General features: G+C 62.1%; 21 protein-coding genes and 1 pseudogene. 4 read left to right on the plus strand and 18 right to left on the minus strand.

What is annotated here, in order from left to right; genetic code table 11:
• A partial coding sequence (gene mobH, locus HMPREF2581_RS10970; protein ID WP_070867322.1) for a MobH family relaxase occupies positions 1-1,736 on the minus strand: 1,736 nt, incomplete at its 3' end.
• On the opposite strand from mobH, the gene HMPREF2581_RS33155 reads away from it, so the two are divergent.
• Positions 1,735-1,887 carry a hypothetical protein gene (locus tag HMPREF2581_RS33155; RefSeq protein ID WP_153274499.1) on the plus strand — a complete coding sequence of 51 codons (153 nt, stop codon included), beginning with the start codon at positions 1,735-1,737 and terminating at the stop codon, positions 1,885-1,887. The genes mobH and HMPREF2581_RS33155 overlap by 2 nt on opposite strands.
• A 60-nt stretch (positions 1,888-1,947) precedes the next feature.
• Here HMPREF2581_RS33155 and HMPREF2581_RS33160 read toward each other — a convergent pair whose 3' ends face one another.
• Complete coding sequence (locus HMPREF2581_RS33160; RefSeq protein WP_015060180.1) at positions 1,948-2,304, minus strand: hypothetical protein; 357 nt, start codon at positions 2,302-2,304, stop codon at positions 1,948-1,950.
• A 387-nt stretch (positions 2,305-2,691) separates the two neighbouring features.
• Here HMPREF2581_RS33160 and HMPREF2581_RS10975 point away from each other — a divergent pair, with 387 nt between their 5' ends.
• Positions 2,692-3,885 (plus strand): DesA family fatty acid desaturase, encoded by a 1,194-nt coding sequence (locus HMPREF2581_RS10975; RefSeq protein ID WP_003158139.1) that lies wholly within the window; start codon positions 2,692-2,694, stop codon positions 3,883-3,885.
• 155 nt (positions 3,886-4,040) lie between these two features.
• Here the strand turns inward: HMPREF2581_RS10975 and HMPREF2581_RS10980 are convergent, their stop codons facing one another.
• From HMPREF2581_RS10980 to HMPREF2581_RS11005, 6 genes are all read right to left on the minus strand, one after another.
• A complete protein-coding gene (locus tag HMPREF2581_RS10980) occupies positions 4,041-6,059 on the minus strand; it encodes a class I SAM-dependent methyltransferase (protein ID WP_003125107.1) in 2,019 nt (672 codons plus the stop codon).
• A 108-nt stretch (positions 6,060-6,167) separates the two neighbouring features.
• Positions 6,168-6,662: a hypothetical protein gene (locus tag HMPREF2581_RS10985; RefSeq protein WP_003158140.1), complete on the minus strand. Its 495-nt coding sequence runs from the start codon at positions 6,660-6,662 to the stop codon at positions 6,168-6,170.
• A gap of 103 nt (positions 6,663-6,765) precedes the next feature.
• A complete protein-coding gene (locus HMPREF2581_RS10990; RefSeq protein ID WP_003125106.1) occupies positions 6,766-7,128 on the minus strand; it encodes a hypothetical protein in 363 nt (120 codons plus the stop codon).
• A gap of 70 nt (positions 7,129-7,198) precedes the next feature.
• Complete coding sequence (locus HMPREF2581_RS10995; protein WP_009875850.1) at positions 7,199-7,918, minus strand: Crp/Fnr family transcriptional regulator; 720 nt, start codon at positions 7,916-7,918, stop codon at positions 7,199-7,201.
• A 214-nt stretch (positions 7,919-8,132) separates the two neighbouring features.
• Positions 8,133-8,357 carry a DUF1652 domain-containing protein gene (locus HMPREF2581_RS11000; RefSeq protein WP_003456722.1) on the minus strand — a complete coding sequence of 75 codons (225 nt, stop codon included), beginning with the start codon at positions 8,355-8,357 and terminating at the stop codon, positions 8,133-8,135.
• Between the two features lie 13 nt (positions 8,358-8,370).
• Entirely contained in the window at positions 8,371-8,634 is a 264-nt protein-coding gene (locus tag HMPREF2581_RS11005) for a hypothetical protein (RefSeq protein ID WP_003125104.1), read from the minus strand.
• A gap of 564 nt (positions 8,635-9,198) precedes the next feature.
• Here HMPREF2581_RS11005 and HMPREF2581_RS11010 point away from each other — a divergent pair.
• Positions 9,199-17,712: a glycoside hydrolase family 94 protein gene (locus HMPREF2581_RS11010; protein WP_003125103.1), complete on the plus strand. Its 8,514-nt coding sequence runs from the start codon at positions 9,199-9,201 to the stop codon at positions 17,710-17,712.
• Positions 17,713-18,089: 377 nt separating this feature from the next.
• On the opposite strand, the gene HMPREF2581_RS11015 is transcribed toward HMPREF2581_RS11010, so the two are convergent.
• Complete coding sequence (locus HMPREF2581_RS11015) at positions 18,090-18,440, minus strand: type II toxin-antitoxin system RelE/ParE family toxin (RefSeq protein ID WP_003125102.1); 351 nt, start codon at positions 18,438-18,440, stop codon at positions 18,090-18,092.
• Between the two features lie 3 nt (positions 18,441-18,443).
• Positions 18,444-18,716 carry a type II toxin-antitoxin system ParD family antitoxin gene (locus HMPREF2581_RS11020; protein WP_003086148.1) on the minus strand — a complete coding sequence of 91 codons (273 nt, stop codon included), beginning with the start codon at positions 18,714-18,716 and terminating at the stop codon, positions 18,444-18,446.
• A gap of 118 nt (positions 18,717-18,834) precedes the next feature.
• On the opposite strand from HMPREF2581_RS11020, the gene HMPREF2581_RS11025 reads away from it, so the two are divergent.
• Positions 18,835-19,188 (plus strand): hypothetical protein, encoded by a 354-nt coding sequence (locus tag HMPREF2581_RS11025; protein ID WP_003158143.1) that lies wholly within the window; start codon positions 18,835-18,837, stop codon positions 19,186-19,188.
• A 29-nt stretch (positions 19,189-19,217) separates the two neighbouring features.
• Here the strand turns inward: HMPREF2581_RS11025 and HMPREF2581_RS11030 are convergent, their stop codons facing one another.
• The 8 genes and pseudogenes from HMPREF2581_RS11030 to HMPREF2581_RS11065 form a co-directional block, all read right to left on the minus strand.
• The gene (locus HMPREF2581_RS11030) at positions 19,218-20,753 is read right to left on the minus strand and encodes a conjugal transfer protein TraG N-terminal domain-containing protein (protein WP_003158144.1); all 1,536 of its coding nucleotides are present in this window, start codon (positions 20,751-20,753) and stop codon (positions 19,218-19,220) included.
• Positions 20,750-21,097 (minus strand): hypothetical protein, encoded by a 348-nt coding sequence (locus HMPREF2581_RS11035; RefSeq protein WP_003125096.1) that lies wholly within the window; start codon positions 21,095-21,097, stop codon positions 20,750-20,752. Before HMPREF2581_RS11035 ends, HMPREF2581_RS11030 begins: the two co-directional genes overlap by 4 nt.
• Positions 21,097-22,479: an integrating conjugative element protein gene (locus tag HMPREF2581_RS11040; RefSeq protein ID WP_003159687.1), complete on the minus strand. Its 1,383-nt coding sequence runs from the start codon at positions 22,477-22,479 to the stop codon at positions 21,097-21,099. The genes HMPREF2581_RS11035 and HMPREF2581_RS11040 overlap by 1 nt, the downstream gene beginning before the upstream one ends.
• Before the next feature lie 17 nt (positions 22,480-22,496).
• Positions 22,497-23,435 (minus strand): TIGR03756 family integrating conjugative element protein, encoded by a 939-nt coding sequence (locus HMPREF2581_RS11045; protein ID WP_003159688.1) that lies wholly within the window; start codon positions 23,433-23,435, stop codon positions 22,497-22,499.
• Positions 23,435-23,866, minus strand: a complete 432-nt coding sequence (locus HMPREF2581_RS11050) for a TIGR03757 family integrating conjugative element protein (RefSeq protein WP_003158147.1) — start codon at positions 23,864-23,866, stop codon at positions 23,435-23,437. The genes HMPREF2581_RS11045 and HMPREF2581_RS11050 overlap by 1 nt, the downstream gene beginning before the upstream one ends.
• A 137-nt stretch (positions 23,867-24,003) precedes the next feature.
• Positions 24,004-24,870, minus strand: coding sequence for a methyltransferase domain-containing protein (locus HMPREF2581_RS11055; protein ID WP_003158148.1), 867 nt, complete (start codon positions 24,868-24,870; stop codon positions 24,004-24,006).
• Positions 24,860-25,282 carry a DUF1641 domain-containing protein gene (locus HMPREF2581_RS11060; RefSeq protein WP_003125089.1) on the minus strand — a complete coding sequence of 141 codons (423 nt, stop codon included), beginning with the start codon at positions 25,280-25,282 and terminating at the stop codon, positions 24,860-24,862. The genes HMPREF2581_RS11055 and HMPREF2581_RS11060 overlap by 11 nt, the downstream gene beginning before the upstream one ends.
• 22 nt (positions 25,283-25,304) lie before the next feature.
• A pseudogene (locus HMPREF2581_RS11065) lies at positions 25,305-25,643 on the minus strand (NAD(P)/FAD-dependent oxidoreductase); the annotation flags it as partial.

Raw genomic sequence — 25,643 nt, forward strand, 5'->3', positions numbered from 1 at the left:
TTCTCGAACGCGCGCTGCACCAGCTTCCAGCCGGTCGTTTCCTTGGCCTGGGCCAGTTTTTCAAGCTCCGGATGCTCTTGGACATAGCGCTTGAAGATTCCTGGCGTGACCAGCATGGCGGTCCCGTCGACGGTATGCACCAAAGCCTTGGTGTCGTTGATGAACAGGCGACGGGCCGCGATGCCAGATTTCATCCAGCCAACGAATCCCTGTCCCAGATCAGTGCTTCTGCTAGGCATAAATACATCTTCAACTGCTTCAGGAGCGCAATCTGTTGGCTCCTTGGTCCCTAGTGGCTGCTGTAGGTTCTCCTCCCCGCGAGTGTTCGTAGAAGAAGCAGCCGGTGAGTCGTGGCTAGTGTCTAGCTCTTCTGGTGGCGAATTGATATTACCAAGAAGCGCGTACAAATCATCTGTTTCTTCCTGATCCTCAGCTGAGGGCTTCGCAATCGCCCGCATCTCGTTTGACGGTTTCGCAACGCTCGGCGTAGGTTGGCGGAGCGTCATCTTGGCTTCTGGCGCCTGTCGCTGTTCAATCGAATCGTTGGGGATTTCGCAGGTCGTTTCCGGCTTTTCAGAGGAGGCGTTGCCCTCTTCAATGACGAGTGATCCGCTGTAGGAATCAGGCCGCTCGGCAGGGTCAGCCCAAATCAAGGCTGGAGCGATCTTGAGGAGCGTGAACTTGTTTCTCCACCCAGCACCATTGTCTATCGTGGCCGTCCAGATGGCCTTGTCCTCGGCGTTCGTCTGGATGACGGCCTGGTCCTGGAGCATGTTGAAGAATGACGCGTTGGAGGAGGGGACCCCTTCGATTCCCTGAGCCAGCAGGTAGGCCCTCAACTGATCGGCCGCGGGCTTGCTCACCAGCCAGAGTGCGTCCTGAGTCAGCCACCCGTCGGACGGGCCGCCCGGCTGATTCAGCTTGAATTTGTCCTTCACCAGGAAGCGTAGCCCGTCTGCCAACTGCCGCTGCAGCGACTGCTTCGGTGCAGCCAGCGCTCGATCCGGATTACCTCCCAACTCCTGCGCGACGGAGGCCTGGTCTGCTTTCACGATGATCTCGCCCAGGATCCCGGCGTGCTCGTACTGCCCTGCGAACAAGTAGATCAATTGAGCCCACAGCTCTGGAAAACGACTGAGCCAGTCGAGTGCAGTGCGCGGTAGCAGTTGGTGGATGAGGAGTGCTGAGGCAGCGCCGTGGAGCTGGTATTCGCGGGACTTCACGTACTTGAAGCGGTAGGGCTGGTTGATCGGTCCGTTCCAAGGGTGCCAGGTACTGCCGTCCTGCAGCTCCACCTGCAGGTCTACGACGATCTTGCCTAGGTCGTGAGCCAGGGCGCCATACGCTGCGGCGGCCGACCAGGCTTCAGTCTGGGCTGACTGTGACTCCGGCGCTGCGCCGATCGGGAGCAGGTAGGTCTGCCGTACCTTCAGTGCGTAGGCCACGATCTCCAGGCCGTGATCAATCATCCCGCCTGGATGGGCATGGTGATGGTTTTCTGAAGCCGGGAGCTGCTGGACCAGCTCGGCATAGTTGGCCAGTGGCCGCCGGTAGATCTCCTCGAATTGCTGCTTGGATAGCGAGGCGCGCTGCCAGATGTTCTCCAGTAGCTGGCGGCGGCGAGGCGTGTCGAGCAGTTCCGTACTGCTTAGAGGAAGGAGGAATACCCCTGGGGCAGCTTTGGTTGGTGGGGTGGGGGACGGCTTCCTGGATATCCAGGAAAGGAGTTGAAACATGGGAGGCTCCATCGTGATTCATGGAGCGGGCTTTTCCCTTATTCCAGGGAAGAGGAACAACAGAAAATCCTCACCTCAAGTAGTTGGTATTTTTTATGGCAAAGTGCTACTTCTGGCGCTTGTTTTTTCGTTTTTTATTCGTCGCCTTTAGTTTAAGGTATCTGAATGCTGCTTAAGCTTAGTAAGTCAATGTTGATAATTTTCCATCGCTTCAACGGGGATGAATTGGATACACTTTTTCAATAGTTACCGCGCTGGTGTAGATCAGGCTGCCGTCGCTTATTCGATACCCGGTCAAGTTAAAGCGACCCCGTTTAGTATTTGAGTCGAGATAAACTCGTAGTCGACAGTCACGTATAGGCCCGCATTCGTGTGGTAACACAAGCTTAAGTCTGGCTTGGTCAATAGGGATATGAACCTCTTTTTCACCAGTGATTTGCAGATGCACTTCTGCTTGGGCAAGGAGCTTTTCATCGCCATCGTTGAGGTGAAATCGAATGTTCTTTAGTGAAATAGCTTGGGCTTCATCCGAAAGCTTGCACCAGCCGTCAAGATTGAAAATGCTCATGATGATATCTTCCGCTGCCTTGAGAAGGTGATGATCTTAATCCTTGGGCGTGCAGAGCGTTCTCTCTGCCTTCCGCTCTTCTTGGATAAGTTAGAGCGTTGAACGGGCATGTGTCGAGGGCTAGTGCTAAATTGACGGGTTTCCGTTCGATTACTATTCATGATTATTTCTCTGATTGTTCCTGTTTACACTATATTGGTCGTTTCTTAATGCGTGCTCTGTGCGTTGTCGAACTCTTTTGGTCGTTTTGTCTCGTGGATTTGTGCGAGGTGAATATGTACGCTGGTGCACCGACACCGTATTCTAAGTTCACCAATATGGAGGGAGGTCTATTGATCCGTCGGTGCCCAGAAGGGACCGGCATATGGCTATAGAGAGGTGTTCAACATGTGGTATCACGGCATCTTACAGCCAACGCTGTGGCAACTGATTGTCGCGACTTTGGCGCTGACCCATGTCAGTATCATCAGTGTGACGCTATATCTGCATCGCCATTCAGCTCATCGCTCGGTGCAATTGCACCCTGCGCTAAAGCACTTCTTCCGTTTCTGGCTGTGGCTGACGACGGGAATGAACACCCGTGCGTGGACGGCCGTTCATCGCCGGCATCATGCCTGCTGCGAAACGCCCGACGATCCGCACAGCCCGAGGTTCAAGGGGCTGCTCACGGTGTTGCTGCGAGGTGCCGAGCTGTATAGAGCCGAGGCTCGCAATCCGGAAACCTTGCAGACCTATGGCCGAGGCTGCCCGGACGACTGGCTGGAGCGTCGCCTCTACAGTAGGTTTCCGAACGCCGGGCTGGGCCTCATGCTCGGTGTGGACTTGGTTTTATTCGGCGTCGCGGGGCTGACAGTCTGGGCGCTGCAGATGATCTGGATCGCCTTCTGGGCTGCCGGTGTGATCAACGGTCTGGGCCATGCTTTCGGCTATCGCACCTTCGAATGCCCGGACGATTCGAGCAATCTGCTGCCGTGGGGAGTCCTCGTCGGCGGCGAGGAGTTGCATAACAACCATCATGCCTACCCGGGCTCGGCCAAGCTTTCCGTGCAGGCCTGGGAGTTTGATCTGGGCTGGGCGTGGATATGTCTGCTGAGAGCACTCGGACTGGCTCAGGTCAACCGTGGGCTGCCCACCATCCAGTGGGACTGTGACAAGCGAGCGCTGGATCTGGAAGCCAGCGGAGTCATCCTGCGCAATCGTCTGCTGGTCATGGCCCAATACGGGAAACGGGTAATGCGGCCGCTGGCACGCGAAGAAAGCGCTCGCTGTGATGCGGCGACCCGGCATTTGCTGCGGCGCGCCAGCCGTTTGCTGGTGCGGGACCCAGACAGGCTGAGCGATCTGCAGCAGAGCCTGTTCCATTCAGCTGTCGGCAGGAGCCAGGTGATGCAGCTAGCCTGCGCGCATCGCCTGGCGTTACAGCGCACATGGAGCGATGCGGGGGCTGACCTGGGCGAAGTACATGCGGCGTTGAAACGCTGGGTAACCGAGGCGGAAGCCAGCGGGATACGTCCGTTGAGGGAGTTTGCCGGGCTACTGTGCAGCTACAGCCTGTACGCTCCGCGGCAGATCGTGCCGTAGATTCGCCGTTGAAGCGGGCACGAGAAGTCGTGGAAGAGGGGACGTACCGGTCTGGGGATCGACTTCAAGAGGAGATCCATGTTTCATGATCGCCTGCTAGATTTGCAACGTTGCGTACGCCACTTACCGTGAACGCCAGCCTGTGGATACCGAGACTATTTTCGTGGTACCGAGCAGGGTCGACTGCGACCGGGCCTGTCGGCGTTTGCGCGAGGCGGGTGAGCGGATGGCGTTGCGTCCACTGCCTCGCTGAGCCTCTGAATGGAGCAGTCGTCGCGATACAAGGGGCGGCGGGTCAGGGGCAGAGAGCTGGGGGCTCCGTTGTGTCGGCTCGTTACGATTTGGAAGACGCCCAGTTCCCCGGCCTCGAACACCAGCGCGCTGGCGGCCATTAACAGGCGCCAGGCCCGGTAGGTGGGTTCGCCGACATATTCGACGGCAAGCCCCTGCCGCTGCTCTAGGCGAGAGACCCAAAGGCGCAGGGTCAGGCCGTAGTGACGGCGCAGTGATTCGACATCGGTGACTTCCAACTGCGCCTGTTCCATCCTGCGCACAAGGCTGCCCAGGGTATCCGGCTGGCCGTCGGTGAAGAGATAGCGATTGATCAGGCGGGCTGACGCGGTCCGTTGCCCCCCGTCCGGGCACTGAGTGATGCCCTGGTTGAGAAACAGCCCAGAATCCTTGAGAAGGCGGTGTACCGTGTCGAAGAATAGCGGCAGGTTGTCCGGGCCAAGGTGCTCGGACAGTCCGACACTGGCGATCTTGTCGTATACCTGCTGACCTTTTAGGTCGCGGTAGTCGCAGCATTCCACCGTCACTAGCGCCTGGAGCCCCGCCGCGTCTATTCGTTCGCGGGCCAGGGCCAGCTGTTCCCGGCTTAGGGTGATGCCATGGGCGTGTACCCTGTGGTATTGCGCTGCATGGAGGATCAACGCGCCCCAGCCACAACCGATATCGAGCAGGTGCTCGCCGGGATGCAGCTGGAGTTTCCGGCAGATCAGCTCAAGCTTGGCCCGTTGAGCCTGTTCGAGGCTATCGTCGATTTGCTCGAAGTAGCCGCAGGAGTAGACCATCGCCGGATCCAGCCAGAGTCCGTAGAACGCATTGGACAGGTCGTAGCGGAAGGTGGTGGCGTCGGGTTTTTCTGCGTCCGAGTGCATCCCCGTCGTAATCTGTTGGCGCAAGAACCCTTTCTGTCTGTCGGATTCCGTAGTGACCGAGCTCGGCAGCATGATGGCGCCGAACAACAGGCGTGCGCGTCGGTGCCAGACCTTGCGCTGGGTTTGCATGTGCTCCCTGAGCGCCAGGGCAGCGAAGAGGTCGCCCTCGATGTCGAAGTCGTCGCGGAAATAGGCTTCGGCCAGGCGCTGTGGGTCGCTATTGCTTAGGATCATCTTCTGTACGCCGTCCGCATGCCTGTAGACCAAGGTGAATGGGGCCTGAGTACCGGCAGTGGGCCCCAGTTGCAGGAGTGTGCCGTCCCACAGCCGAGCGTTCATACGGCTACTTGTGCCACGGAACAACTGGCCGAGCAATTTTGACGACTTGCGCGCGCTGAGGCTGCGGGCGTGGCGGGTGGTGATCTCGGCGACGTTGCGCCACTTGCCGGAGGCTGTTCGGGGGGGCAGGCGATCGCTGGCGAATAGGCGATCCCAGAACGCCGAGGTAACCCCGAAGTGCCCGGCTTGCCAGAGTGCGCTGTGATGCAGATGGTGGCATAGCTGGCGGCGAGCCAGCCAGGCGTTGCCAGAGTGATCGAAGTGATGCACGGCGTGATGGGTCAGGATGTACGCTAGGTAGCCTGACATGATGCCCAAAGCCAGCGAGGAGCCTCTCCAGGGGCCGAGTGCGAGCAGCGCTGGTAGGTAGACCAGGCCGATGAACAGGGCCGCACTGGACAGGGTGGATAGCCCTATCAGCGCGCCGGGCCGTTGGTGATGGGACTGGTGCCATTGGCGAAAGGGTGATAGTCCGTGGAGGACAAAGCGATGCAGGAGGTATTCCAGCAGCGACCATGCCACCAGACCTAACGCGGCCAGCAGCAGGCATTCCAGACGCAGTTCTGCGGGGCAGAAAAGGCCGAGCCAAACGGCCAGCACCAGTACCCCGACAACGTAGAAGGCGATATCGGTCCGGTGTACGAGCTTACTGTGTTCGAGCTTGAAGAGTGGCATGTCGACCTCGGTTCATCCGGAGCGGAGTGTCCTGTATGGTCCTGGCCCAGGTCTGTCTGATATCGAACTTACATCGCGAGTAACCGAGTCGAGGTGCCCGGAGCGAGGTCAGATCAGACTGATGTCCATGTGCACGCCGACCCCCACGGAACTCTCGATGACATCACGCACGAGCAGGGACTCGATTTCCGAACGGGTATTCGCCAGCAGAACGACATGGCCCTGGGCGATAGCCTGTCTGAAGGGACCGCTGACTTGGCTGACATCCACCGATGCGCCGACCGCTCCTCCGAACAGCGCTCCCAGGGCGCTGCTCCAACCCAGCAAGGCCAACGGTGCATCACCGAACAGGCTGGCCTCGGTTCGCGTCAGAGCGAATGTGACCAGCGTGCTGACGAGGAGCCCCGCTAGCGCGCCGGCTGCGCCACTTGACAGCACCTGGATGAACGAACGCCGGCGCGTTGTTGGAAGTGGAACGTCTTCAGCGCCGAGGATGCTTAACTGTTCGAGGCCGAGGCCTCGGTCGACCAGACGTTTGCGAGCGCTTTCGGCCTGCGCCCGGAGGTTGAAAACGGCCGATACCTGGTGGCTGTAGCCAACCATGGCAGATCTCCCGGAAGGTATGGATTCCCAGTCTACGGGCGGGGGCCAGCGACGTCTGTGCGCAAGCGAACCCAGGGCGGCCGACCTGCGCATCGCTGCCAGGTCAGGTCGGAGTCTTTTTACCCGCAGTGGCGGCGCGCCGCGCTTCGAGAATGGCGTCGGCCCAGGCCAATGGCCACTGGACATAGCGCTGTTTGTCGAACTCCCTTTTCCAGTTTTCGGTTTCCTCCACGTTCAGTTGCGTGAAACTGTTTGAGCCTGCCTCCTTGGCTTCCCGGAACGTGGAGTACTCGACGCCGTTGTCGCCGCCGAACTTCTTCAGCGGTTCTTCCGGCATCCGCGGCTGGAACCACCCCTGGGGTTCCGCCGGTGCGTGGGCGATGAAGTAGTCGCGCAGGGTCCGTCCTTCGGGTAGATGACCTTCGGCAAGTAGCCGGGGTACGTAGATATCGTCGTCGATGTTCATGGTGTCGCCTCCGGAAGATGAAGAGGGTGAGCGGCCTGGCGCGCCGTCTCGTTGCCGTGCGACGAAATCCTCATCGGGCGGGCAGATAGGGAAGCAGGCGATCGGTCTCGCGCTTGACCACCGCGTAGCATTCGCAACAGAGCGCTTCCAATTGCGGACGGTCGAGAACGGTGATGTGCCCTCGGCTGTACTTGATCACGCCGAGTTTCTGCAGCTTGCCGGCCGCTTCGGTGACGCCTTCGCGGCGGACCCCCAGCATGTTGGCGATGAGTTCCTGGGTCATGCTCAACTGGTTGCTGGGTAGCCGGTCGAGCGACAGCAGCAGCCAGCGGCAGAGTTGCTGGTCGATCGAGTGATGGCGGTTGCACACCGCGGTCTGAGCCATCTGGGTGATCAACGCCTGGGTGTAGCGGAGCATCAACTGCAGCATCTCGCCATGCCGATTGAACTCGTCCTTCAGCTTCTGTCCGGGCAATCGGTAGGCATGCCCAGCGCTTTGCACAATGGCGCGGCTCGGAGTGCTTTCCCCACCCATGAACACCGCCACGCCGATGAGTCCTTCGTTGCCGACGACGGATATCTCCGCGGAGGCGCCGTCCTCCATGACATACAGCAGCGAAACGATGGCGTCGGTGGGGAAGTAGACATGTCGGAGGGCATCGCCCGATTCATAGAGGACCTTGCCGAGCGGCAGTGTAACTCGCTCCAGGTGCGGGATCAGACGCTCTTGTATCTCCTGGGTAAGCGCGGCGAGCAGATGGTTCTGCAGGGGAGAAACGTCATTGGTCATGTCGGCCACCAGTGGGTTCCCTGTGGTGGTTAGGCGTGATTGCGCTTGACATTGCCAGTGGAGTGGGCGCAGGGGAAACGCAGGGCGCTGAGATATTTTCGAGGATCAACTCTGACAGTGTAGCCGCAATGGCCAGGAAAAGCGTGGCTAGCGATGAGAGGCGGAACGGAAGGGCGAATCCCCCTTGGGAGGGATTCGCTTAGAAGTGATGTGGCTAGGGGGCGATGTCCAGGCGCAGATCACGGATGAGCTGGGTCACCGCTTCGGGTGTACGCCACTGTTCGGTGCCTATGCCGGTGCTGAATGCCTCGATGGTGCCCGTCAAGGCATTACCCAGCAGGATGCTCATCGCTCCGTCCCGGTCTCGTGTGCAACTGCACGTGAACGGTGAGAAGGAGGGTTCGATGAGCTGCCGGGCCTGCTCAAAGGTCAGTCTCATGTGCCAGGCTCGCTCATTTCTGTTGTGAAGACGGCCCCTGGTGCCCGGCTTCCTGGCTCATCAGGTCGTCGTCACCGCGGGCGGCCTGCGGTTGTTGCCCATTCTTCACGGGATCGCGAGTTGCCTTGGCGTCTGACTCCGGCTTCTGTTCAGAGGGCTTGCGCTCGGAGTAGCGTTCCGCCTTGCTGGGGCTGGCAGGGGGCTGGCCGGACTGGTGCTCGGGGGGGCTGTTGGCGCCATTACCATTGCGCGGCGCTTGCTTGGTGTGCTTGTCCATGATGTTGCCTCGGATCGTGTCCCGCGCTCGGCGAAAGTGTCGAACGCTGGGACAGGCATTGTGGTGAGCCGCGGTCTTGCTGTCGGTGCGTTGCCGCACCCAGGCGCAACCCGGCGCTTCGACTCAGTAGGGGAGCGGCGCTAAGTGTGGCAGCGCACCGACCCGGCCACCTGAGACGGTGCAGGCTGGAAAAGCCAGGGGTCGGCAATCGTGCCGGTGCCGGTTTGCAGTGGAGTTCATCATGAATACCCCTACGGAGCCCTCGTCAGCCACGTCCGGACCCATTTGGGACGCACATCGTGCCGAAGGATCGACGGAGCCTGGCACCGACGATGCCCATACTCTGTTGCCGCCGTATCCTCCGGCTGCACTGCCGGTCTGGCTTGCCAGCGAATGGGCGTGGCTGGGCGAACGCGGACGGGCGGTCGCGTGTCTTTCTCGGCAGTGCTATGCCGGGACCCGTGCATGGGTCTTGAAGCTCCTGCCAAAACATTCCCGTTGAGCCGTCATTCAGAACAGGTGCCTGGCGCACCTGGAGTGGGCTTCGCGAGGACCTCGTCGAGGGTGGCAGATCTGCTTGGCCGACTCTGCTGGCGGCGCACCTCCCCGCCGTGGAACGACCGGGCCCCGGTACGCGAGGAACTGTTCGGCGTCGAACGCCTCGAGCAGCACGGAGAAAGCCTGGCCGCAGCCCAGCCGGTCACTGCGTGTCCTCCCATCGTCCGCCCCCTGCGCAGGCGTCTTGCTGACAACGCGGCGGCGCTGCTGACGGCATACCGGGCCAGCGCCAGCGAACTGGAGCGAGGACGCAGGGTGGTGCCCGCCGCTGAATGGCTGCTGGATAATTACCACGTGGTGGAAGAGCAGATCCGCGAGATCCGCGACGACCTGCCTCCCGGCTATTACCGGCAGTTGCCCAAGCTCGCGTCGGGCCCCTTTGCTGGCTACCCGAGGGTCTTCGGGTTGGCATGGGCTTTCGTCGCGCATACCGACAGCCATCTCGATCTTGAGTTGTTGCGGCGTTTCATCGCCGCCTACCAGCGTGTCCAACCGCTGAGCATCGGGGAACTATGGGCGGTGGCGATCACCTTGCGCATCGTCCTTGTCGAGAACCTGCGGCGCCTGGTGGACCAAATCGGCCAGGGAAGGGCCGAGCGGGCCGAAGCCGATGCCCTGGCAGATGCCCTTCTGACGCCCGGCTGCGCCGCCTCGGCACTGGCAACGGACATCGCCCGGCGCTCGCCGGCAGCCTTGTCGGAGATCTTCGCCGCCCAGTTGGCCAGGCGCCTGCGCGATCAGGACCCGAAGACAAATCCAGCGCTCAACTGGTTGGACGAGCGGCTCCAACAGCAAGGCAGTTCGGTGGAGCAGGCGGTGCAGCACGCGCAGCAGCGGCAGGGCGCCTCGAACGTCAGCGTGCGTAACGTCATTACCAGCATGCGCCTGATCTCTGCCATCGACTGGGCGAAACTGTTCGAAAGCGTGAGCCTGGTTGATGCCCGCTTGGATGCGGACGGCTCCTTCGGCAGGATGGACTTCCCCACCCGGAACCTCTATCGCAGCGCCATCGAGCAACTGGCCCGCAGCGCTCCGCTCAGCGAACTGGCTATCGCCGAACAGGCGCTGGCGAAGGCACACTCCACCGCGGCGCCCGGCATACTGGGCGAACACTGGAGCGAGCCGGGCTACCACTTGATCGGCGGCGGACGTCGCGCGTTCGAAGCCCATATCGGCTTCCGGTCGCCGCCGTCATTGTGGCTCGGTCGTCTCGGCGGACGTCTGGGGATCCTCGGCTATGTCGGCGCAACGCTGCTGCTCAGCGGGCTTCTGCTCGGCGTGACCGTCTACGTCCTGCAGGTGCCGGGGCTGGGAGACGGTGGGTGGCAGTGGCTGGCGCTGGTAGGTGCCCTGTTCGTTCCGTTCAGCGAGGCCGCGGTGGCGTTGGTCAACCGTGCGGTAACCGGTGGAGTGGGAGCTGCCATCCTACCGGGACTGGAACTGGCCGATGGAATACCGGAGGAGCTTCGGACCCTGGTCGTGGTGCCGACCCTGCTGGGCGGCGAAGCGGAGCTGCTGGAGCAGATCGAGCAACTGGAGGTGCATTATCTAACCGGCACTCGCGGCGATCTCAGCTTCGCCCTCCTGGCCGATGGCATTGATGCGCGACAGTCCGTGCTCGAGCGCGACGTTCGGCTGCTGAAACTGGGCGCCGCAGCGATCGAACGGCTCAACCGGCGTCATGCTCCGGCCCCCGGCGGGCCGCGTTTCCTATTGCTGTACCGGCAGCGCCGGTTCAATCCGCAAGAACGGCGCTGGATAGGCTGGGAGCGCAAGCGTGGCAAGCTACATGAGCTGAACCGCCTCTTGCGGGGCGCGACCGACACCAGCTTCGCCAGCCTCGGCGAGTCAGGACCGACGGTGCCTTCCGGGGTGCGGTTCGTCATTACCCTGGATGCTGACACACGTCTGCCACGTGAGACGTTGCGGCGTCTGATCGGCAAGATGGCCCACCCTTTGAACCAGCCGCTGTTCGAGGCGGCGACTCAGCGCGTAGTTAGTGGCTACGCTATCCTCCAGCCCCGGGTTACGCCGGCACTGCCGCTTGGCCGAGAAGGCTCGCTTTATCAGCGGGTGTTCTCCGGACCGGGTGGAATGGATCCATATGCAGCCGCGGTCTCGGATGTCTACCAGGACCTGTTCGGCGAAGGCTCTTACACCGGCAAGGGTATCTACGATGTAGATGCCTTTGAAGCCGCCATGGCCGGCCGCATCGGTGAAAACAGCGTTCTCAGTCATGATTTGTTCGAGGGCATATTCGCCCGTGCAGGACTGGCTTCCGATGTGGAGGTGGTTGAGGAAGCGCCGGCGCGCTTCGATGTTGTCGCTCAACGCTTGCATCGCTGGACGCGCGGTGACTGGCAACTGCTGCCATGGATCATCGGTCATTGGCGCGGTGAATGGGCAGTGCCGTGGGTCGGCCGCAGCAAGATGCTCGACAACCTGCGCCGTTCGCTGCTTGCGCCTTCCGCCGCGCTCGCGCTGCTGTTTTCCTGGTTGCTGCCGATGCCTCAGGCGTTGTTCGGCAGCCTGCTACTGGTTGGGAGCCTGGCACTCCCGGCCTGTCTGCCGGTGTGCCTAGGACTGTGGCCACGGCGTCGCGGTATCGGCCTGCGTCATCACTTCAGCGCCTGGGCCGCCGAACTTCGGCGCGCTCTGTTACAGACGCTGCTGTCCCTGGCTTTTCTGGCCGATCAGGCTTGGCGCATGGGCGATGCGATCGTGCGGACGTTGCTGCGGATGTTCGTCACTCGTCGCCATCTGCTCGAGTGGACCACCTCCGCGCAGTCGGTGGGGAAACCGCGTCCCGGGTTGGCTATCAGCTATCTACAGATGGTTGGCGGTACCTCCCTGATACTTGGCGCGGCGGCACTGGTGCTGTATTTGCAGCCGTCCTCCCTGGCTCTGGGCGTACCCTTCATGCTGCTCTGGGCACTGGCGCCGGCCTTGGCGGTATACAGCAGTCGAGTGCCGCGGCCGTCGAAGCGCAAGGTCCTGGCGCCGGAGGAGGCAATGGGGCTGCGTTTGATCGCGCGACAGACTTGGCGATTCTTCGAAACCTTTGTCGGCGCCGAGGATAACCGGCTACCGCCGGACAATTTCCAGGACCAGCCAAGGCCCGTGGTGGCACACCGTACCTCGCCGACCAACATCGGCCTCTATCTGCTTTCCGCGGTCGCCGCTCGCGACTTCGGCTGGGCGGGCACGCAGGAAACCCTTGAGCGCCTGGAGGCGACCCTGGCGGCCATGCAGCGCCTATCGCGCCATCGGGGGCATTTCTTCAACTGGTACGCCACGCTCGACCTGCATGTGCTTGAGCCGGCCTATGTGTCCTCGGTCGACAGCGGCAACCTGGCCGGTCATCTGATCGCCTTGGCCAATGCATGCGAAGAGTGGCTCGACGAGCCGCTGTCGCCGGCTTGGCGCAACGGGTTGGGCGATACGCTGGCGCTGGTGCGGCAGGGGCTCGATGGGCTTCCCCGTGGCGCCGGACATTGGCGGCGACTACGTACGACCGTGGAAGAGATCCAGGCGCAGATCGATGGTCCGCAGTCCGCCGAGACGGGCTTGGCAGGATTGCGGCGGCTCGCGGAGAAAGCCGTGAGAGATGCCGTGGCATCGGCCCCCCGGGGAGTGGACGCAGTTTCTGATGAGCTTCTGTTCTGGCTCGACGCACTGAGGAACTCCGTGGTCGAACACCAGCGTGACCGCCTGCTTTCCGCTGCGCCGTTGCTGGAGGCTCGCGTGCGGAGCGTGGCGAAGCAGGCCCGGGCCTTCGTCGCCGGGATGGATTTCGCGTTCCTCTTCAATACCGAGCGTGACCTGTTTTCTATCGGTTATTCCCTGGCCGACAACAGCCTGGACAGCAGTTGCTACGACCTGTTGGCCTCGGAGGCGCGCTTGGCCAGCCTGATAGCCATCGCCAAAGGCGATGTCCCTACCCGCCACTGGTTCCGCCTGGGTCGTACGGCGACACCGGTGGGGACGGCATCGGCGCTGATATCTTGGTCTGGCTCGATGTTCGAATATCTCATGCCATCGCTGGTCATGCGGGCGCCCGTCGGCAGCCTGCTGGAACAGAGCAATCACCTGGTGGTGGAGGTGCAGCAGGCCTACGGGCGGAAGAAAGGTGTTCCCTGGGGCATCTCGGAGTCGGCCTTCAACGCGCGGGACCTGGAGTTCACCTACCAGTACTCGAACTTCGGTGTGCCGGGGCTGGGGCTTAAGCGCGGTCTGGCCGAGAACCTGGTGGTGGCGCCGTATGCCACGGGGTTGGCGGCGATGATCAAGCCGCGTGCGGCGTTGTTTAACTACGCGCGCCTGGCCGAACTGGGTGCGCGCGGGCGCTACGGCTTCTACGAAGCGCTGGACTTCACGCCGTCGCGGCTGCCCGACGCGACGGCGGTGGCGCTCGTCCACAGCTATATGGCCCATCACCAGGGCATGAGCATCGTGGCGATCGCCAACGCCCTCGATGAGGGGCGGATGCGCACTCGCTTCCATCGCGAGCCGATGATCCGTGCGGTTGAGCTGCTGCTCCAGGAGCGCATTCCCTCCGATGTCTTCCTGGCCCATCCGCGCGCTGAGGAAGTGCGCGTCTCGTCATACGAAGCCGGAATCGAGGCCTCGACGCTTCGGCGCGTAGCATTGACGCCGGGCGAGTCACCAGTTACCCACCTGCTTTCCAACGGTCGCTATTCAGTAATGCTGTCCGCTTCGGGCGCTGGCTACAGTCGCTGGCGTGACATCGCCGTGACCCGGTGGCGAGAAGATCCGACGCGCGACGACTGGGGCTACTATGTCCTCCTGCGCGACGTTCATGACGGCCGCACGTGGGCGGCCACCACCCAGCCGAGCGGGCAGGTACCGGTCAGCGGAGAGATCCTCTTCGACGAAGACCGGGCGGAATTCAGCCGCCACGACGGTAGTCTGAGCAGCGTGCTAGAAGTCTTAGTCTCGGGCGAGGACGACGGCGAGGTGCGGCGCATTACCCTGGTCAACAACGGTCGTCGTTCACAGGAGATCGAACTGACTTCCTACGCTGAGTTGGTCCTCGCGCCGGCTGCCGCTGACGATGCCCATCCGGCGTTCTCCAAGCTTTTCGTGCAGACCGAGTACGTCGCCGAGTACGCCGCCCTAGTGGCTACCCGGCGTTTGCGCTCCGGCACCGAGACGCCGGTTTGGGCCGCGCATTTCGCGGTGGTGGAGGGCTCCCTGACCGCACCTGTCGAATACGAGTCCGACCGTGCCCGCTTCCTTGGCCGCGGAAGGACCTTGCGCGATGTCTTGGCGGACCTGCGGCAGCCGTTATCCGGCAGCGCCGGCACGGTGCTCGACCCGGTTTTCTCTCTGCGCCGGCGATTGCGTATCGCGCCTGGGGAAATGGCGAGGGTGTCCTTCTGGATCGTGGTCGCTGAGACCCGCGAGGCGCTCTTCGACCTGATCGACAAACACCACGAGCGCAGCGGCTTCGACCGCGCCAGGACGCTGGCCTGGACCCAGGCGCAGGTACAATTGCGTGATCTCGATATCGCCGCCGGAGAGGCCGCCGATTTCCAGCGCCTGGCGGCGCCGCTGCTGTATGCCGACGCACGTTACCGTGCGCCGCCCGAGTCGATCCGGCACGGTTCAGGGCCTCAGTCCGGGCTCTGGCCCCTGGGGATATCCGGAGACCTGCCGATCCTGCTTCTGCGACTTGACGACAGCGACGACCTTGAACAATTGCGGCAGATCCTGAGGGCTCACCAATACTGGCGGACGAAAGGCCTGGAGGTGGACCTGGCAGTCGTCAATGAGCGCGCTTCGTCCTACATCCAGGATCTCCAGGTGGCGATCGAGACCGCCGTGCGCAGCAGCCCGTCGCGTACCCGTGAGGGCGAAGACGCGGCGCGGCGCGGTCAGGTGCACACCTTGCGCGCCGATCTCATGAGCCAGGAGGGCAGGGCGCTGTTGCTGGCGGTCGCACGCGTGGTACTGCTCGCCCGGCGAGGGCCGATCGCCAGTCAACTGGCCGCCCTGTGCTCCTCCAGGCCTATACCGACTCCGGCTGCGACTGCTGGTACGGCGCGACTGGTGGCCAGCGACGAGGGGGGGGCGGATAAGACGAGTCTGGGTGAGGCTCTCGAGTTCTTCAATGGGCTAGGTGGCTTCGGCAGTCGCGGCCAGGAGTACGTGATTCTTCTGGAAAAGGGTGAAAGCACACCAGCGCCATGGATCAATGTCATCGCCAATCCCCGGTTCGGCTTCCAGGTCTCGGCGGAGGGCAGTGGCTATACTTGGGCGGAGAACAGTCGCGAAAATCAACTGACGCCCTGGTCCAACGATCCGGTCGGCGATCCCTGCGTAGAAGCGTTCTACCTCCGCGACGAGGACAGCCGGGCGCTGTGGAGCGTCACTGCGCGGCCGATTCGCGACGATGGGCTCTACAGCGCACGCCACGGATTCGGCTACAGCCGTTTCGGCCATCGCTGCCAGGGCATCGACATGGATCTGGTGCAATTCGTCGCGCTGGCGGACCCGATCAAGATTTCCCGACTGGTGCTGCGCAACCTCTCCGGCAAGTCACGACGGCTGTCGTTCACCAGCTATGCGGAACCGGTACTCGGCAGCGCCCGGGCGACATCGGCGGCCTTCATCGAGACCTGCCAGGATGTCGAAAGCGGTGCGCTGCTTGCGCGCAACCCCTGGAACGCCGCCTTTCCCGGGCGTGTCCTGTTCGCCGACCTGTGTGGCCGCCAAAGCAGCTGGAGCGGTGATCGTCGCGAATTCCTCGGGCCGCTCGGTGACCCCTCGGCGCCTGCGGCGCTGCTCGGCGAGGCGGGACTTTCCGGATGCACGGGGGCCGGGCTCGACCCGTGCATGGCGCAGCAGTGTTCGATCGAGCTGGCACCGGGGGAGGTGGTGGAAATCGTCGCATTATTCGGCCAAGCGGACTCCCTGGCTCATGCCCGTGATCTGGTCACGCGATACCGTCGGACTGATCCGGAAGAGACGCTGGCGGGTGTTGGTAGGCACTGGCGGACCTTGCTTGGAGCCGTTCAGGTGAGCAGTCCCGAGCGTTCGCTGGATATCCTGCTCAACGGCTGGCTGCTGTACCAGACCCTGGCCTGTCGCGTCTGGGCGCGCTCGGCGTTCTACCAGGCCAGCGGCGCCTATGGTTTCCGCGATCAACTGCAGGATGGCATGGCTCTGTCCCTGGCCGCTCCGGCGCTGACCCGCGAGCATCTTCTGCGCGCCGCCGGTCGGCAGTTCCGCGAGGGTGATGTGCAGCACTGGTGGCTGCCGCACTCGGGACAGGGGGTAAGGACGCGGATTTCCGACGACCGGGTCTGGCTGGCGTATGCTGCCTCGCTGTATCTCGAGGCGACGGCCGACATCGGGATTCTCGACGAAGTCCTGCCGTTCATCGAAGGGCCGCCGTTGCAAGAGGGCGAGCAGGACACCTTCTTCCAGCCGATGCTGTCGGAGCAGTCCGCGTCGCTATTCGAGCACTGTGCACGAGGCCTGGACCAGTGTCTGACGCTGACCGGTAAGTTGGGCTTGCCGCTGATTGGTTCCGGCGACTGGAACGACGGCATGAATCGCGTCGGTGCCGGCGGCACAGGAGAGAGCGTCTGGCTCGGCTGGTTGCTGCTGGAGACTCTCGCGCGCTTCGATGGCTATGCCCGTTCGCGTGACCCTGAGCGAGCCCGTCACTGGCGCGAACATGCCGGGCGGTTGCGTCTGGCCATGGAGCGCGAGGCCTGGGACGGCCACTGGTATCGCCGAGCGACCTTCGATGACGGAACCTGGCTGGGTTCGAAGGATGGTGAAGCCTGCCGCATCGATTCGATCGCACAGTCCTGGGCCGTCCTGGCGGGCGCCGACCCACTGCGGGCGGGAATGGCAATGACCGCACTGGAGAGGTACCTGCTACGTCCAGTCGATCGATTGGCGCTGCTGTTTACGCCCCCTTTCGACGAGAGGGGCACGGATCCCGGCTATATCCGCGGCTACCCACTGGGCCTGCGGGAGAATGGCGGGCAATACAGCCACGCGGCCATGTGGGCGGTCCTGGCATTTGTCCGCCAGGGCAAAGGGGACAAGGCGGGGACATTGCTTTCCTTGCTCAATCCAATCAACCACGCGCTCACACCGGAACAGGTGGAACGCTATCGAGTGGAACCCTATGTGGTGGCCGCCGATATCTACTCCGAGGCGCCGCATGTCGGCCGTGGTGGCTGGACCTGGTATACCGGCTCTGCCGCCTGGATGTACCGCGCCGGACTCGAAGGTTTACTGGGAATTCGCCGGCAGGGTGCCTGGTTGCTGATTGATCCGTGCATTCCGGTGACATGGTCGGGCTTCGAGGTAAGCCTGGAGGTGGAGGGGGGGCACTACGAGATTCAGGTGGAGTCCGGAGAAGGGCGAAGCCACGGCGTGCGCGAGGCTTTCCTCGACGGCGTCGAAGTGGAGTGTATCGATGGCCAAGTGCGGGTGCCTCTCGATTGTCAGCGACACCGCTTGCGACTGAGCCTTTAGTGCAGTAACCGAAGAGGGTTAGGCTCCGGAAAATGCACATAGGCGACATGGTCTTATGGCAGCGAAATTCTAAATAAGGTAGCTGGGTATAATTGTTTAAATATGAGTATTAAGCTGGTTGAGCGGAAGGCTAATATTTAAAATCGCTTTCTAACTTTTTGCCATGGAATGGCTAAATAGTCGAAAGGGTTATATTCCAGTCAGAAAGGCATAGATGAGATGGAGGTGCTAGGCAAACCATATGTTTGACTCGGAGCGAGTACGGGCCTTTTCCGCCTCCAGGCGACCTTTTCGGGTAGGGCTTTTACCCTTGTGAACCATTCCCTTCACCTTTCAAGCCATTTCCCCTTTGACCCATTTGCTCCTGCTACGGCTGCTCATCGAGGAGGCAGGTGTTGATCCAGATCCATCGAGTCGTAAAGCACGCGAACCACCTCGAGGACCTGAGCTGTCGCCACCCGGTAGAAGACGAAGTGCCTGCGCCGAACAACCTTACCGACGTTGGGCATCGAGCGGCAGTAAACGAGGTGGATGCTGCGCAGGCCTGGCCCCTCTTCTTCGCGGCTGAGGCTGCCGAGCCGCAGTGGGTCTGTCGCAACCGCTTCCAGGGCGGTGCCGATGAGGGCCTGGTAGCACCGGCGCGCGGCATCGCCGAATCGGTTGTGGGTGAAGCGCAGGATATCGACGATGTCCGCTTGGGCATCATGGGATATGCGGTACTTGGCCATGCTTCAGTGGCTCGCCTGGTTGCCGAGCTCGTCGAGGTATTGGGCCAGGTCGTCGCTGGTGATCTCGTCGTACTCGCCGCGCTCCAGTTGCATCAGCCCACTGGATGTTGCGTTGCGGAGGGCTTCGAGCTTGGCGCTATTCTGGGCTTCCTGCTGCAGCAACAGGCGGAGGCCTGCCCGGATGACCTCACTGCGGTTTTGATAGCGGCCGGTCTCCACCAGCTCGTTGATGTCCTGCTCCAGCGGATCGGGAAGGACGACGTTTCGAGTTGCCATGAGGGGCTCCAGTCGGCAGATAGCTAGTGGCATAATATGCCATAAGGCTTGCCAGATCATCTTTTTTGGCGTATAGGTGATAGCAGGATGCCTCCCTTTGGGAGCCAGGAGATTGATGATGAACGCGCACACCAACAAAGGTTTTGCCTCCCGGATCGGTTTTGGTCTGGGTACGCTTGTGCGTTTCTGCCTGCATGATCGTCGGCCTGCAGTGCGCTGGGTCAAGCGGACCTGCCTGGTCGTGGTGCTGTTCGTTATCTTTGTACAGAACTTTACCTGGCTGGCCAGCACATTCATGACCTTGTTGTCGTTTGGGCTGATTGGTGTTGTGTTGGTTAAGGGAGACCTTTCTATTTTTCGCCAGTTGGACGAGGATGAGGCCCAAGCAGCTCCATATGGCCGAGATGTTTTCGGTAATGAATTGGACTGGATGGGGCGAAGAGATGATGGAGTACTCTCTCGTGAAGATTAATAAAAAAGGGGCTTGTTAGCCCCTTTCTGTTAGTCCCCTTTGGGTGAGAACGACGATATTGCCTGCTTAGCTACGCCACCACCCTGTGCCCCAGCCTGTTGGACCCCTTTGACTCCATTACTGAGATCGCTGAGGAGAGCTCCAACTTGGACGCCTGCCCAGCCTACAGCAGTTACCCACAGCATGGGCAATATAATGAACATCGCCCCCATCACGAAGTTCAAGATTGCATCTTGAGTCGCCGTATTCAGTCCCATGACTGGGTCGAACGAAAGATGTGGTGATCCCGAACCATAGAAAGCATCAAGTATCGTGCTATCGATATATCTGGCTAACTGAAACCAGAAGTCGACGAATATCATTGCAAAGAAGACGACCGTCATCGTCATGGCAACTTTCAGTTGATAGGTGCCGATGACCAGAACCATCGGAATGCAGATGACCATGGCCATCTTCAGGAATGACATCACCATCGGCAGCGCCTGGCGGACCATATCCATCGCCGGGAAGTAAGCCAGGCTACCCATTGCCACTCCGAGGGTGCCTCCGGCACGAGCCAGTCCATTCCAGATGGTGCCGCCAACCTGCCCGCCGTAATCGGTGTAGACGTTGCCCTTGACCTGGCTGGACGGTGAAATCACCTGGCGGATGACTGCCTCGCTCACCTCGTCCTGGTTCAGCCATTTCGCCCACTTGAGGAAGCTGGTCATCAGGTCCGGATCCACCTGGCCCTTGATCCGATCACGCAAACCGATCCCTGAGTCAGCCCACCACTGCTTGCAGGTAGGGTAGCCACCACCACCGCCCACCTGGGGCAGCCCGGCGTCGCGGGTGGCGTTGTAGGGCCACGACTGACGGGGACTCTTCGAGTAGTCGGTGTCGTAGTACCCCGGGGTGTTCAACAGGAATCGGGAGCCGATCCAGTTCAGGTCCTGTAGCGCCTTGTTGTCCTCGGCGACGGAGCCCAGATCGGGTTGCCGCATGAACAGCCGCGCACGAGAAGGTCCGTAGCAGTCCCTGGAAAAGTCAGCGATTTCTTGTGCCAGCAGCGGGTTGTTCACACGGGTGTTATCCACCTCCATACGCATCTGCCGCAGATCCGTGCCGCAAGGAATGGCCGCTACCGCGCCGGCGGTGAAGCCCTTGGACAGGGCGTGCATCATCGCCCACCAGAGCGGCATCTGCGCACTCTTGCCGGCCAGGCTGCTGAAGGAGCTCGACCAGCCGGTGTCCGCCGGTGCCGGCAGATTGTATTGGCACTGCTGGGCGCGGGCCTGGTCGAACTCGATGGTGTCGAAGCTCACGTTGACGACCGGGATGCCCGCAAGGGCGACCACAATATAGCCGACGTAGATATGCGTCTCGATGCGGGCCAGAGACAGCACGCCCTTGTTGCCCTCGTCGGCGCCTTCCCCGCGAACTTTCAGCCACTCACGCATCACAATGGCCACGAAGGGCACCGCGAACAGCCCTGTATCCGAGATCATGTTCCAGATCCCGTTGTTGATGATCCAGCCGAGGAGGGTGAGGTAATACTCCAGGTAGTCATTGGTCATGAAGGTCATGCTGCGCCTCCCGTGCGGAAGTAGGCTTTGCTGAATTCGATGAGCAGGATCAGCAACAGCACCAGGATCTCGATCCGCCGAATGCGCTGCCGCTCATGCGCGCTCAGTTCCCTGCGCTGCTTGAGCCGGAACCAGGCGATGGCCAGGGCGCAGTACAGCAGCGCCCTCCAGGAGAACAAACTCCAGTAGTTGCTTTGCCGCCAGGCCTCCAGGCCCTGGATGCCGCCGAAGTGGTTCAGGGCGAAGAGGCTGAGCAGCGTACCGACCACTGCCAGACCGACGACGATCAGCACTCCGACCAGTAGCTGGCCGAGGAGCTTTCGGGTGGTGAGCGTATCTGCCATCACGGTCTCCCTCCCGACTTGCCGCCGGCGGCAGAGGGGGCCTGCAGGCGATCGAGGCGATCAGCATCGGGCGCCGACTCGAACACGCCACTGGACCCTGAGGCGCGCTGTTGCCCGCGCTCGATGACCCGCATGGGCGAATTGCTGGCCAACTCGCGACGGAGTTCCAGTTCGGTCTTGAGGTTCGAGATCTCCTGCTGCAGGAGGCTGGTCTGCTGATCGACGGCTTGGGTGGCCAGGCCGTTGGCGGCGACGTTGGGCTCTTTGGCGCCGGCGAACATCAGGCGCTGCAGTAGCAGTGCCTTGCTGAGCACGTCCATCAGGGAGACATCGGACGCCAGGCGGCGCGCCAGGACGTCCTGGTCACGCTCGTCGCGCAGCGCCTCGATGACGCCGCGGGTAATTGGCAGAGCATCGGTGCCGGCCGCAGCCAGGTTCTCTGCAGTCAGTGGTTTGCTCTTCGACAGCAGCTCCTGCAGCGACTGGAGCTTCTTGTCGTAGGTCTCCTGGATCAGCGGGGTGAGGCCGACGCCTGCAGCCGTCACCGTCTTCTGGCAGCCTTCGCAGGTCTGTTGCTGTTGTTCGCCCAGTACCCGGGTGGCGAACGCGGCGGCTTCCTGGGGGGAGGACCAGGTGTTGCAGACCAGGCCATTGTTGCATGTGGCGGAAGGCACGCTCGACGAGTCATTCACTGAGCGGCTGGTCAACAGGTTGTAGCCCGCCCGGGTCACGTCGTTGACGATGCGAATGGGCTTCTGGCCGGAGCCGCCGGCCTTGTCTCCACCGACCCAGGTTACGCCATCGTTGCCGCCCTTCTTCTCCACCGCTTCGAGGGCGGATACGGCGTCTTTCCCGCCAGAGGCCAGCGTGGCGCCCAGGGCCTGGCCTTCGGCGATTTTCCCCCAGCCGGTCTGCTCGCCAGCGATGTCAGCCATCTTCTCGGCGATCGCTCTGCAAGTCCCTTTCGAGCGGTCGTAGTCGATCCGCGCCTGCAGGATGCCATTGGTGATCAGGTTGTAGAGCTGAGGGTTCGCGCGCTGGATGATCAACGCCGGCAGCGACATGACCGCGCCGGTCGCGTTCTGGATGACTGAGCCCATGATGTTCTGGAAACCCTGTGTGGCACCGTTGAGCTGGTTCTCCAGGGTGGTGCTCAGGTTCATGTTTCCGCACATCATGTCGTTGTTCCAGCCGAAGCCGACGCCGATCGAGTCCATCTGGCCGGCGCTGCCCATGCTCACCGCGCTGCCGCCGCCAATGCTGTAGAGGACCTCGTCGCTGAGCACCGTGCCGGTCTTGGACACGTTGATCGGGTCGTCGGCCTGGGCAAGTTGCGCTGCGAGCAGCCACGTCAGTGCGACCGAGGTGATGTTCATTCGCATGATTCGTCTCCGTGTCCTTATTGGAAGTCGGTACTGCCGAGGAAGATCTGCCCCTTGCGCTGGCAGCAGGAGTAGGGACGCCAGAGCGCCCAGGCGTAATCGCCGTCGACGGCTTGCGTCTTCGGTCCTGAGTTGGGAAACACCGCGCAGTTGAGGCTCAGGGACGGGGTCAGCTCCTGCCATTTCCCGGTAGAGGCATCGCCCTCTTTCAGCTCGCCCGCCGGCCAGTAGCCGTCCTTGGGGGCTGCGCGCATGGGGAGGTAGACGTGGAGTTGGCCGATTCGCGTGGTGATATCGCCGGCGCGCTGGGCGATGACGGCTGCCGTCTTGTAGTCGTCGGTCTGGTGCAGGAATCCGCTGCGCGGATAGAGGTTCCCCCACATGTCGCCGGAGAAGATTCCCCCCACCTCGCGCAGCCCTGGGACCAACGCCTCGGGGTACACCTGCTCGGGAATTCCATGCCGCCAGCCAATGGCGTCCAGTGTGCTGAGGAAGTAGGGCACCAGCGGGAAGGTAGCGCCAGGACAAACGTACCCAGAGGCGCTGGCGAACCGGCTGAACGTGGCTCCGCCAGGATGGCCGATCACATCCGCTTCCTTGAAGCGGCCGATGCTGTTCTCGGTCTTGTAGTTGGTGGTCGCGTCATTGCCGGCCTGGGCGAGTGGATTCGGTGTGCCCAGCGCCGACACCTCGGTCCAGGGGTTGCTCCCGGTATTCGCATAGCTGGAGACGACTGCGTCAGGCACGTAGTGGCGGACCTTGACCGACGTCTTCACCTTGCAGCCATGTGGGCCGCAGAGCAGCCAGTAGCAGATCCCGACGACCTTGTATTCGAGGCACTGGGGCGAAAGGGTGGAGGAGACGATGGCGGCGCTGTTGATCGCGGCCGAGGCCGTGAACGAGAGGCTGAAGGTGGCGGCCGCCGCTGCCAGGCGGCGGAGGTTGTGGCTGGTCATCAGCGCGACCTCCTGGCCTTGGCGATCAGCTCAAGCGCGCGCGGTACATCCGGCTCGCCGTAGACCACGTACTGCCTGTCGACTACCACGGCAGGGATCTTCTCGACACCGAGACTCCACGCATCGGCGACGTCTTGTTGTGCCTTAACCAGTTCTGCCTGCAGGCGTCGCCCCGCAGGGCTTTGTAGTAACTGCTGAAATGCTGCCTGAGCTTGTTGAGGATCCTTGGGTAGAGCGTCAGTCAGCTGCTCCTCAAGGTGCTGCTGGGCATCCAGGAGCAGGACTCGCGATGATCCGGTGGCGGTGACCGGATGAGCCTTGTCGGTGATGACCCAGGTTTCGGCCTGGCTCGCGCCGCTCAGCAGTACCAGTAGTAAGCCAACGGCCAGCGTGTGTGGCTGCCAGCCAGGGGGAGAGTGATGAAGAGGCATGGGTCTGTACCGGTTCGAGGAAGGTACAGACAGCAGACAGGATCGCTTCCGATGGGGCAGCAGGAAATCATCAGTGCGACGACGGAGTATTTTTCTAGCGGATTTTCGGTTGTTTGCTTAGTTCTGTACGCCAGGGGTTAAGCTTCATCCTTAGGGCGGAAGTTTGCCCGAGTCTTCAGTGGCGCAAGGCTGGCGACGATGAACACGCGGCGAAACGGGAACAGCGTTCGTCCATCTAGCTCCCGTGGGTAGTAACGGTGCAGCAGTTCCAGGTAACGATCGAGGAAACGCCGCCGGGCCTCCTCGTCCAACTCGCCGAGCACCGGACGCAGGGCTGACACCTTCACCCAGTCGAAGATCGGGTCGTTACCATCCACCACCTGCAGGTGCTCGGTCTCCCAGATATCTACCTCTGCGCAGAGCGGTGCCAGCAGGCGGTAGTAGTTGTCTAAGGACAGCACATTGCGCTGTTGCATCAGGTAGCGCAGCGCTGGGCTGCCGAGTGGAGAGCCAGCAGGACCGGCGCTGTCCAGCGCGTCGAGCATCAGGCGATACCAGGATGCATCGCGCCAGTTCGGCATGTGCGCCGCCAGGCAGCCGCTGGGGCTCAACTGCCCGAGCAGGCGCGGAAGCAGGCTTCCGTGGCGCTCAATGAAATGTAGCACCGCCGCTGCGAATATCAGGCTGCCCGGACGCTCGGCACACCAGTGCTGCAGGTTGGCACGTTCCCAGGATGCCTTGATCGGCAAGCGCGCCGCCTCTGCGAGCATCTCCGCGGAACTGTCCACGCCGTGCAACTCGGCATCCGGCCAGCGGCGGGCGAGCAATTCGGTGGCAATGCCGGTGCCGCAGCCGAGGTCATAAATCCGCTGGGGGGCGTGCATCTCGATATGATCGAGCAGCTCGACCACCGGCCGCTGGCGTAGCCGGGCAAACTGCATGTAGGCGGAAGGATCCCAGTGTGTCTCGGTGTTCGCACGGCTGAGCTGGTCGTCACGCACCATGGGTGATCTCCTGCTCGGCGGCAATCTGGCGCCCCAGGCTGCGCAAGGTCCCCAGGGCTAGCGCCAGGCCGCGTCGGGTATCGGCATCGCGCAACAGCCGCAATAGGTCTTTAAGGTTCGGCGCTTGCTCACGCAGCACCTCGGCCTTGGCCACGCGCACTGCGTTGCCGACGGACCAGCCGACATTGGTGGCCTGCTCGAAGAGCGATGCCAGCCTGTCCACCATGGCCGGGTCGAGCAGGTCGATGAGATCCGAAAGTAGCGAGAGCAGGTCGACCAGGTTGTCCAGGCGGTGGCCCTCGATCAGTGGCTGCAGCTTGTCGAGCAGGGCCTGCAGGCCCTCCCGGGTCTGCTGGGGGAACAGGGGAATATCGGCCTGCGCCGCGGCGCGAGGCTGCTGATGGCTATCCATGTCGGCTCCTCCCCGTGTGGGGTCAAAGCATTCCGCGAGCGACCGCCCAGTACAGCCCGCGATTGAAACCCTGGCGCAACAGACCGCCAAGCTTGGTTGGCGGGGTCGGCTGGACGTCGTGCCTGTAGTCGTACCATAGCGGCATGCCGGTGTTCAGGCCCATCTGTGCGACGGCCTGAACCCGTCCGTCGTAGGTTGCGCAAGGGCTGCCGAGGCGGATCTCAGCGGCGATGTTGCTGGCGATCACCGGCGCCTGGTTGTGGCAGGCGCCTCCGGCCTTGCTCACCGGTAGATCGACGGTATCGCCCAGGGTATACACCCGCTCGGCGCCATACACCTGCAAGGTTTCATGGTTCGTCGG

Origin of the sequence: Pseudomonas sp. HMSC057H01, from assembly GCF_001836405.1 — a bacterium.
GTDB classification, from domain to species: Bacteria; Pseudomonadota; Gammaproteobacteria; order Pseudomonadales; family Pseudomonadaceae; genus Pseudomonas; species Pseudomonas aeruginosa.

Bases quoted from the DNA above. Each gene is read 5' to 3' on its own strand.
- HMPREF2581_RS11020 (WP_003086148.1), bottom strand. From the start codon at position 18,716: ATGGCAACTCGAAACGTCGTCCTTCCCGATCCGCTGGAGCAGGACATC.
- HMPREF2581_RS10975 (WP_003158139.1), top strand. From the start codon at position 2,692: ATGTGGTATCACGGCATCTTACAGCCAACGCTGTGGCAACTGATTGTC.
- HMPREF2581_RS11030 (WP_003158144.1), bottom strand. From the start codon at position 20,753: ATGACCTTCATGACCAATGACTACCTGGAGTATTACCTCACCCTCCTC.
- HMPREF2581_RS11045 (WP_003159688.1), bottom strand. From the start codon at position 23,435: ATGACCAGCCACAACCTCCGCCGCCTGGCAGCGGCGGCCGCCACCTTC.
- HMPREF2581_RS11015 (WP_003125102.1), bottom strand. From the start codon at position 18,440: ATGGCCAAGTACCGCATATCCCATGATGCCCAAGCGGACATCGTCGAT.
- HMPREF2581_RS11035 (WP_003125096.1), bottom strand. From the start codon at position 21,097: ATGGCAGATACGCTCACCACCCGAAAGCTCCTCGGCCAGCTACTGGTC.
- HMPREF2581_RS10985 (WP_003158140.1), bottom strand. From the start codon at position 6,662: ATGGTTGGCTACAGCCACCAGGTATCGGCCGTTTTCAACCTCCGGGCG.
- HMPREF2581_RS10995 (WP_009875850.1), bottom strand. From the start codon at position 7,918: ATGACCAATGACGTTTCTCCCCTGCAGAACCATCTGCTCGCCGCGCTT.
- HMPREF2581_RS11000 (WP_003456722.1), bottom strand. From the start codon at position 8,357: ATGAGACTGACCTTTGAGCAGGCCCGGCAGCTCATCGAACCCTCCTTC.
- HMPREF2581_RS11025 (WP_003158143.1), top strand. From the start codon at position 18,835: ATGAACGCGCACACCAACAAAGGTTTTGCCTCCCGGATCGGTTTTGGT.
- HMPREF2581_RS11040 (WP_003159687.1), bottom strand. From the start codon at position 22,479: ATGCGAATGAACATCACCTCGGTCGCACTGACGTGGCTGCTCGCAGCG.
- HMPREF2581_RS33160 (WP_015060180.1), bottom strand. From the start codon at position 2,304: ATGAGCATTTTCAATCTTGACGGCTGGTGCAAGCTTTCGGATGAAGCC.
- HMPREF2581_RS11005 (WP_003125104.1), bottom strand. From the start codon at position 8,634: ATGGACAAGCACACCAAGCAAGCGCCGCGCAATGGTAATGGCGCCAAC.
- HMPREF2581_RS10980 (WP_003125107.1), bottom strand. From the start codon at position 6,059: ATGCCACTCTTCAAGCTCGAACACAGTAAGCTCGTACACCGGACCGAT.
- HMPREF2581_RS33155 (WP_153274499.1), top strand. From the start codon at position 1,735: ATGGGAGGCTCCATCGTGATTCATGGAGCGGGCTTTTCCCTTATTCCA.
- HMPREF2581_RS10990 (WP_003125106.1), bottom strand. From the start codon at position 7,128: ATGAACATCGACGACGATATCTACGTACCCCGGCTACTTGCCGAAGGT.
- HMPREF2581_RS11050 (WP_003158147.1), bottom strand. From the start codon at position 23,866: ATGCCTCTTCATCACTCTCCCCCTGGCTGGCAGCCACACACGCTGGCC.
- HMPREF2581_RS11055 (WP_003158148.1), bottom strand. From the start codon at position 24,870: ATGGTGCGTGACGACCAGCTCAGCCGTGCGAACACCGAGACACACTGG.
- HMPREF2581_RS11060 (WP_003125089.1), bottom strand. From the start codon at position 25,282: ATGGATAGCCATCAGCAGCCTCGCGCCGCGGCGCAGGCCGATATTCCC.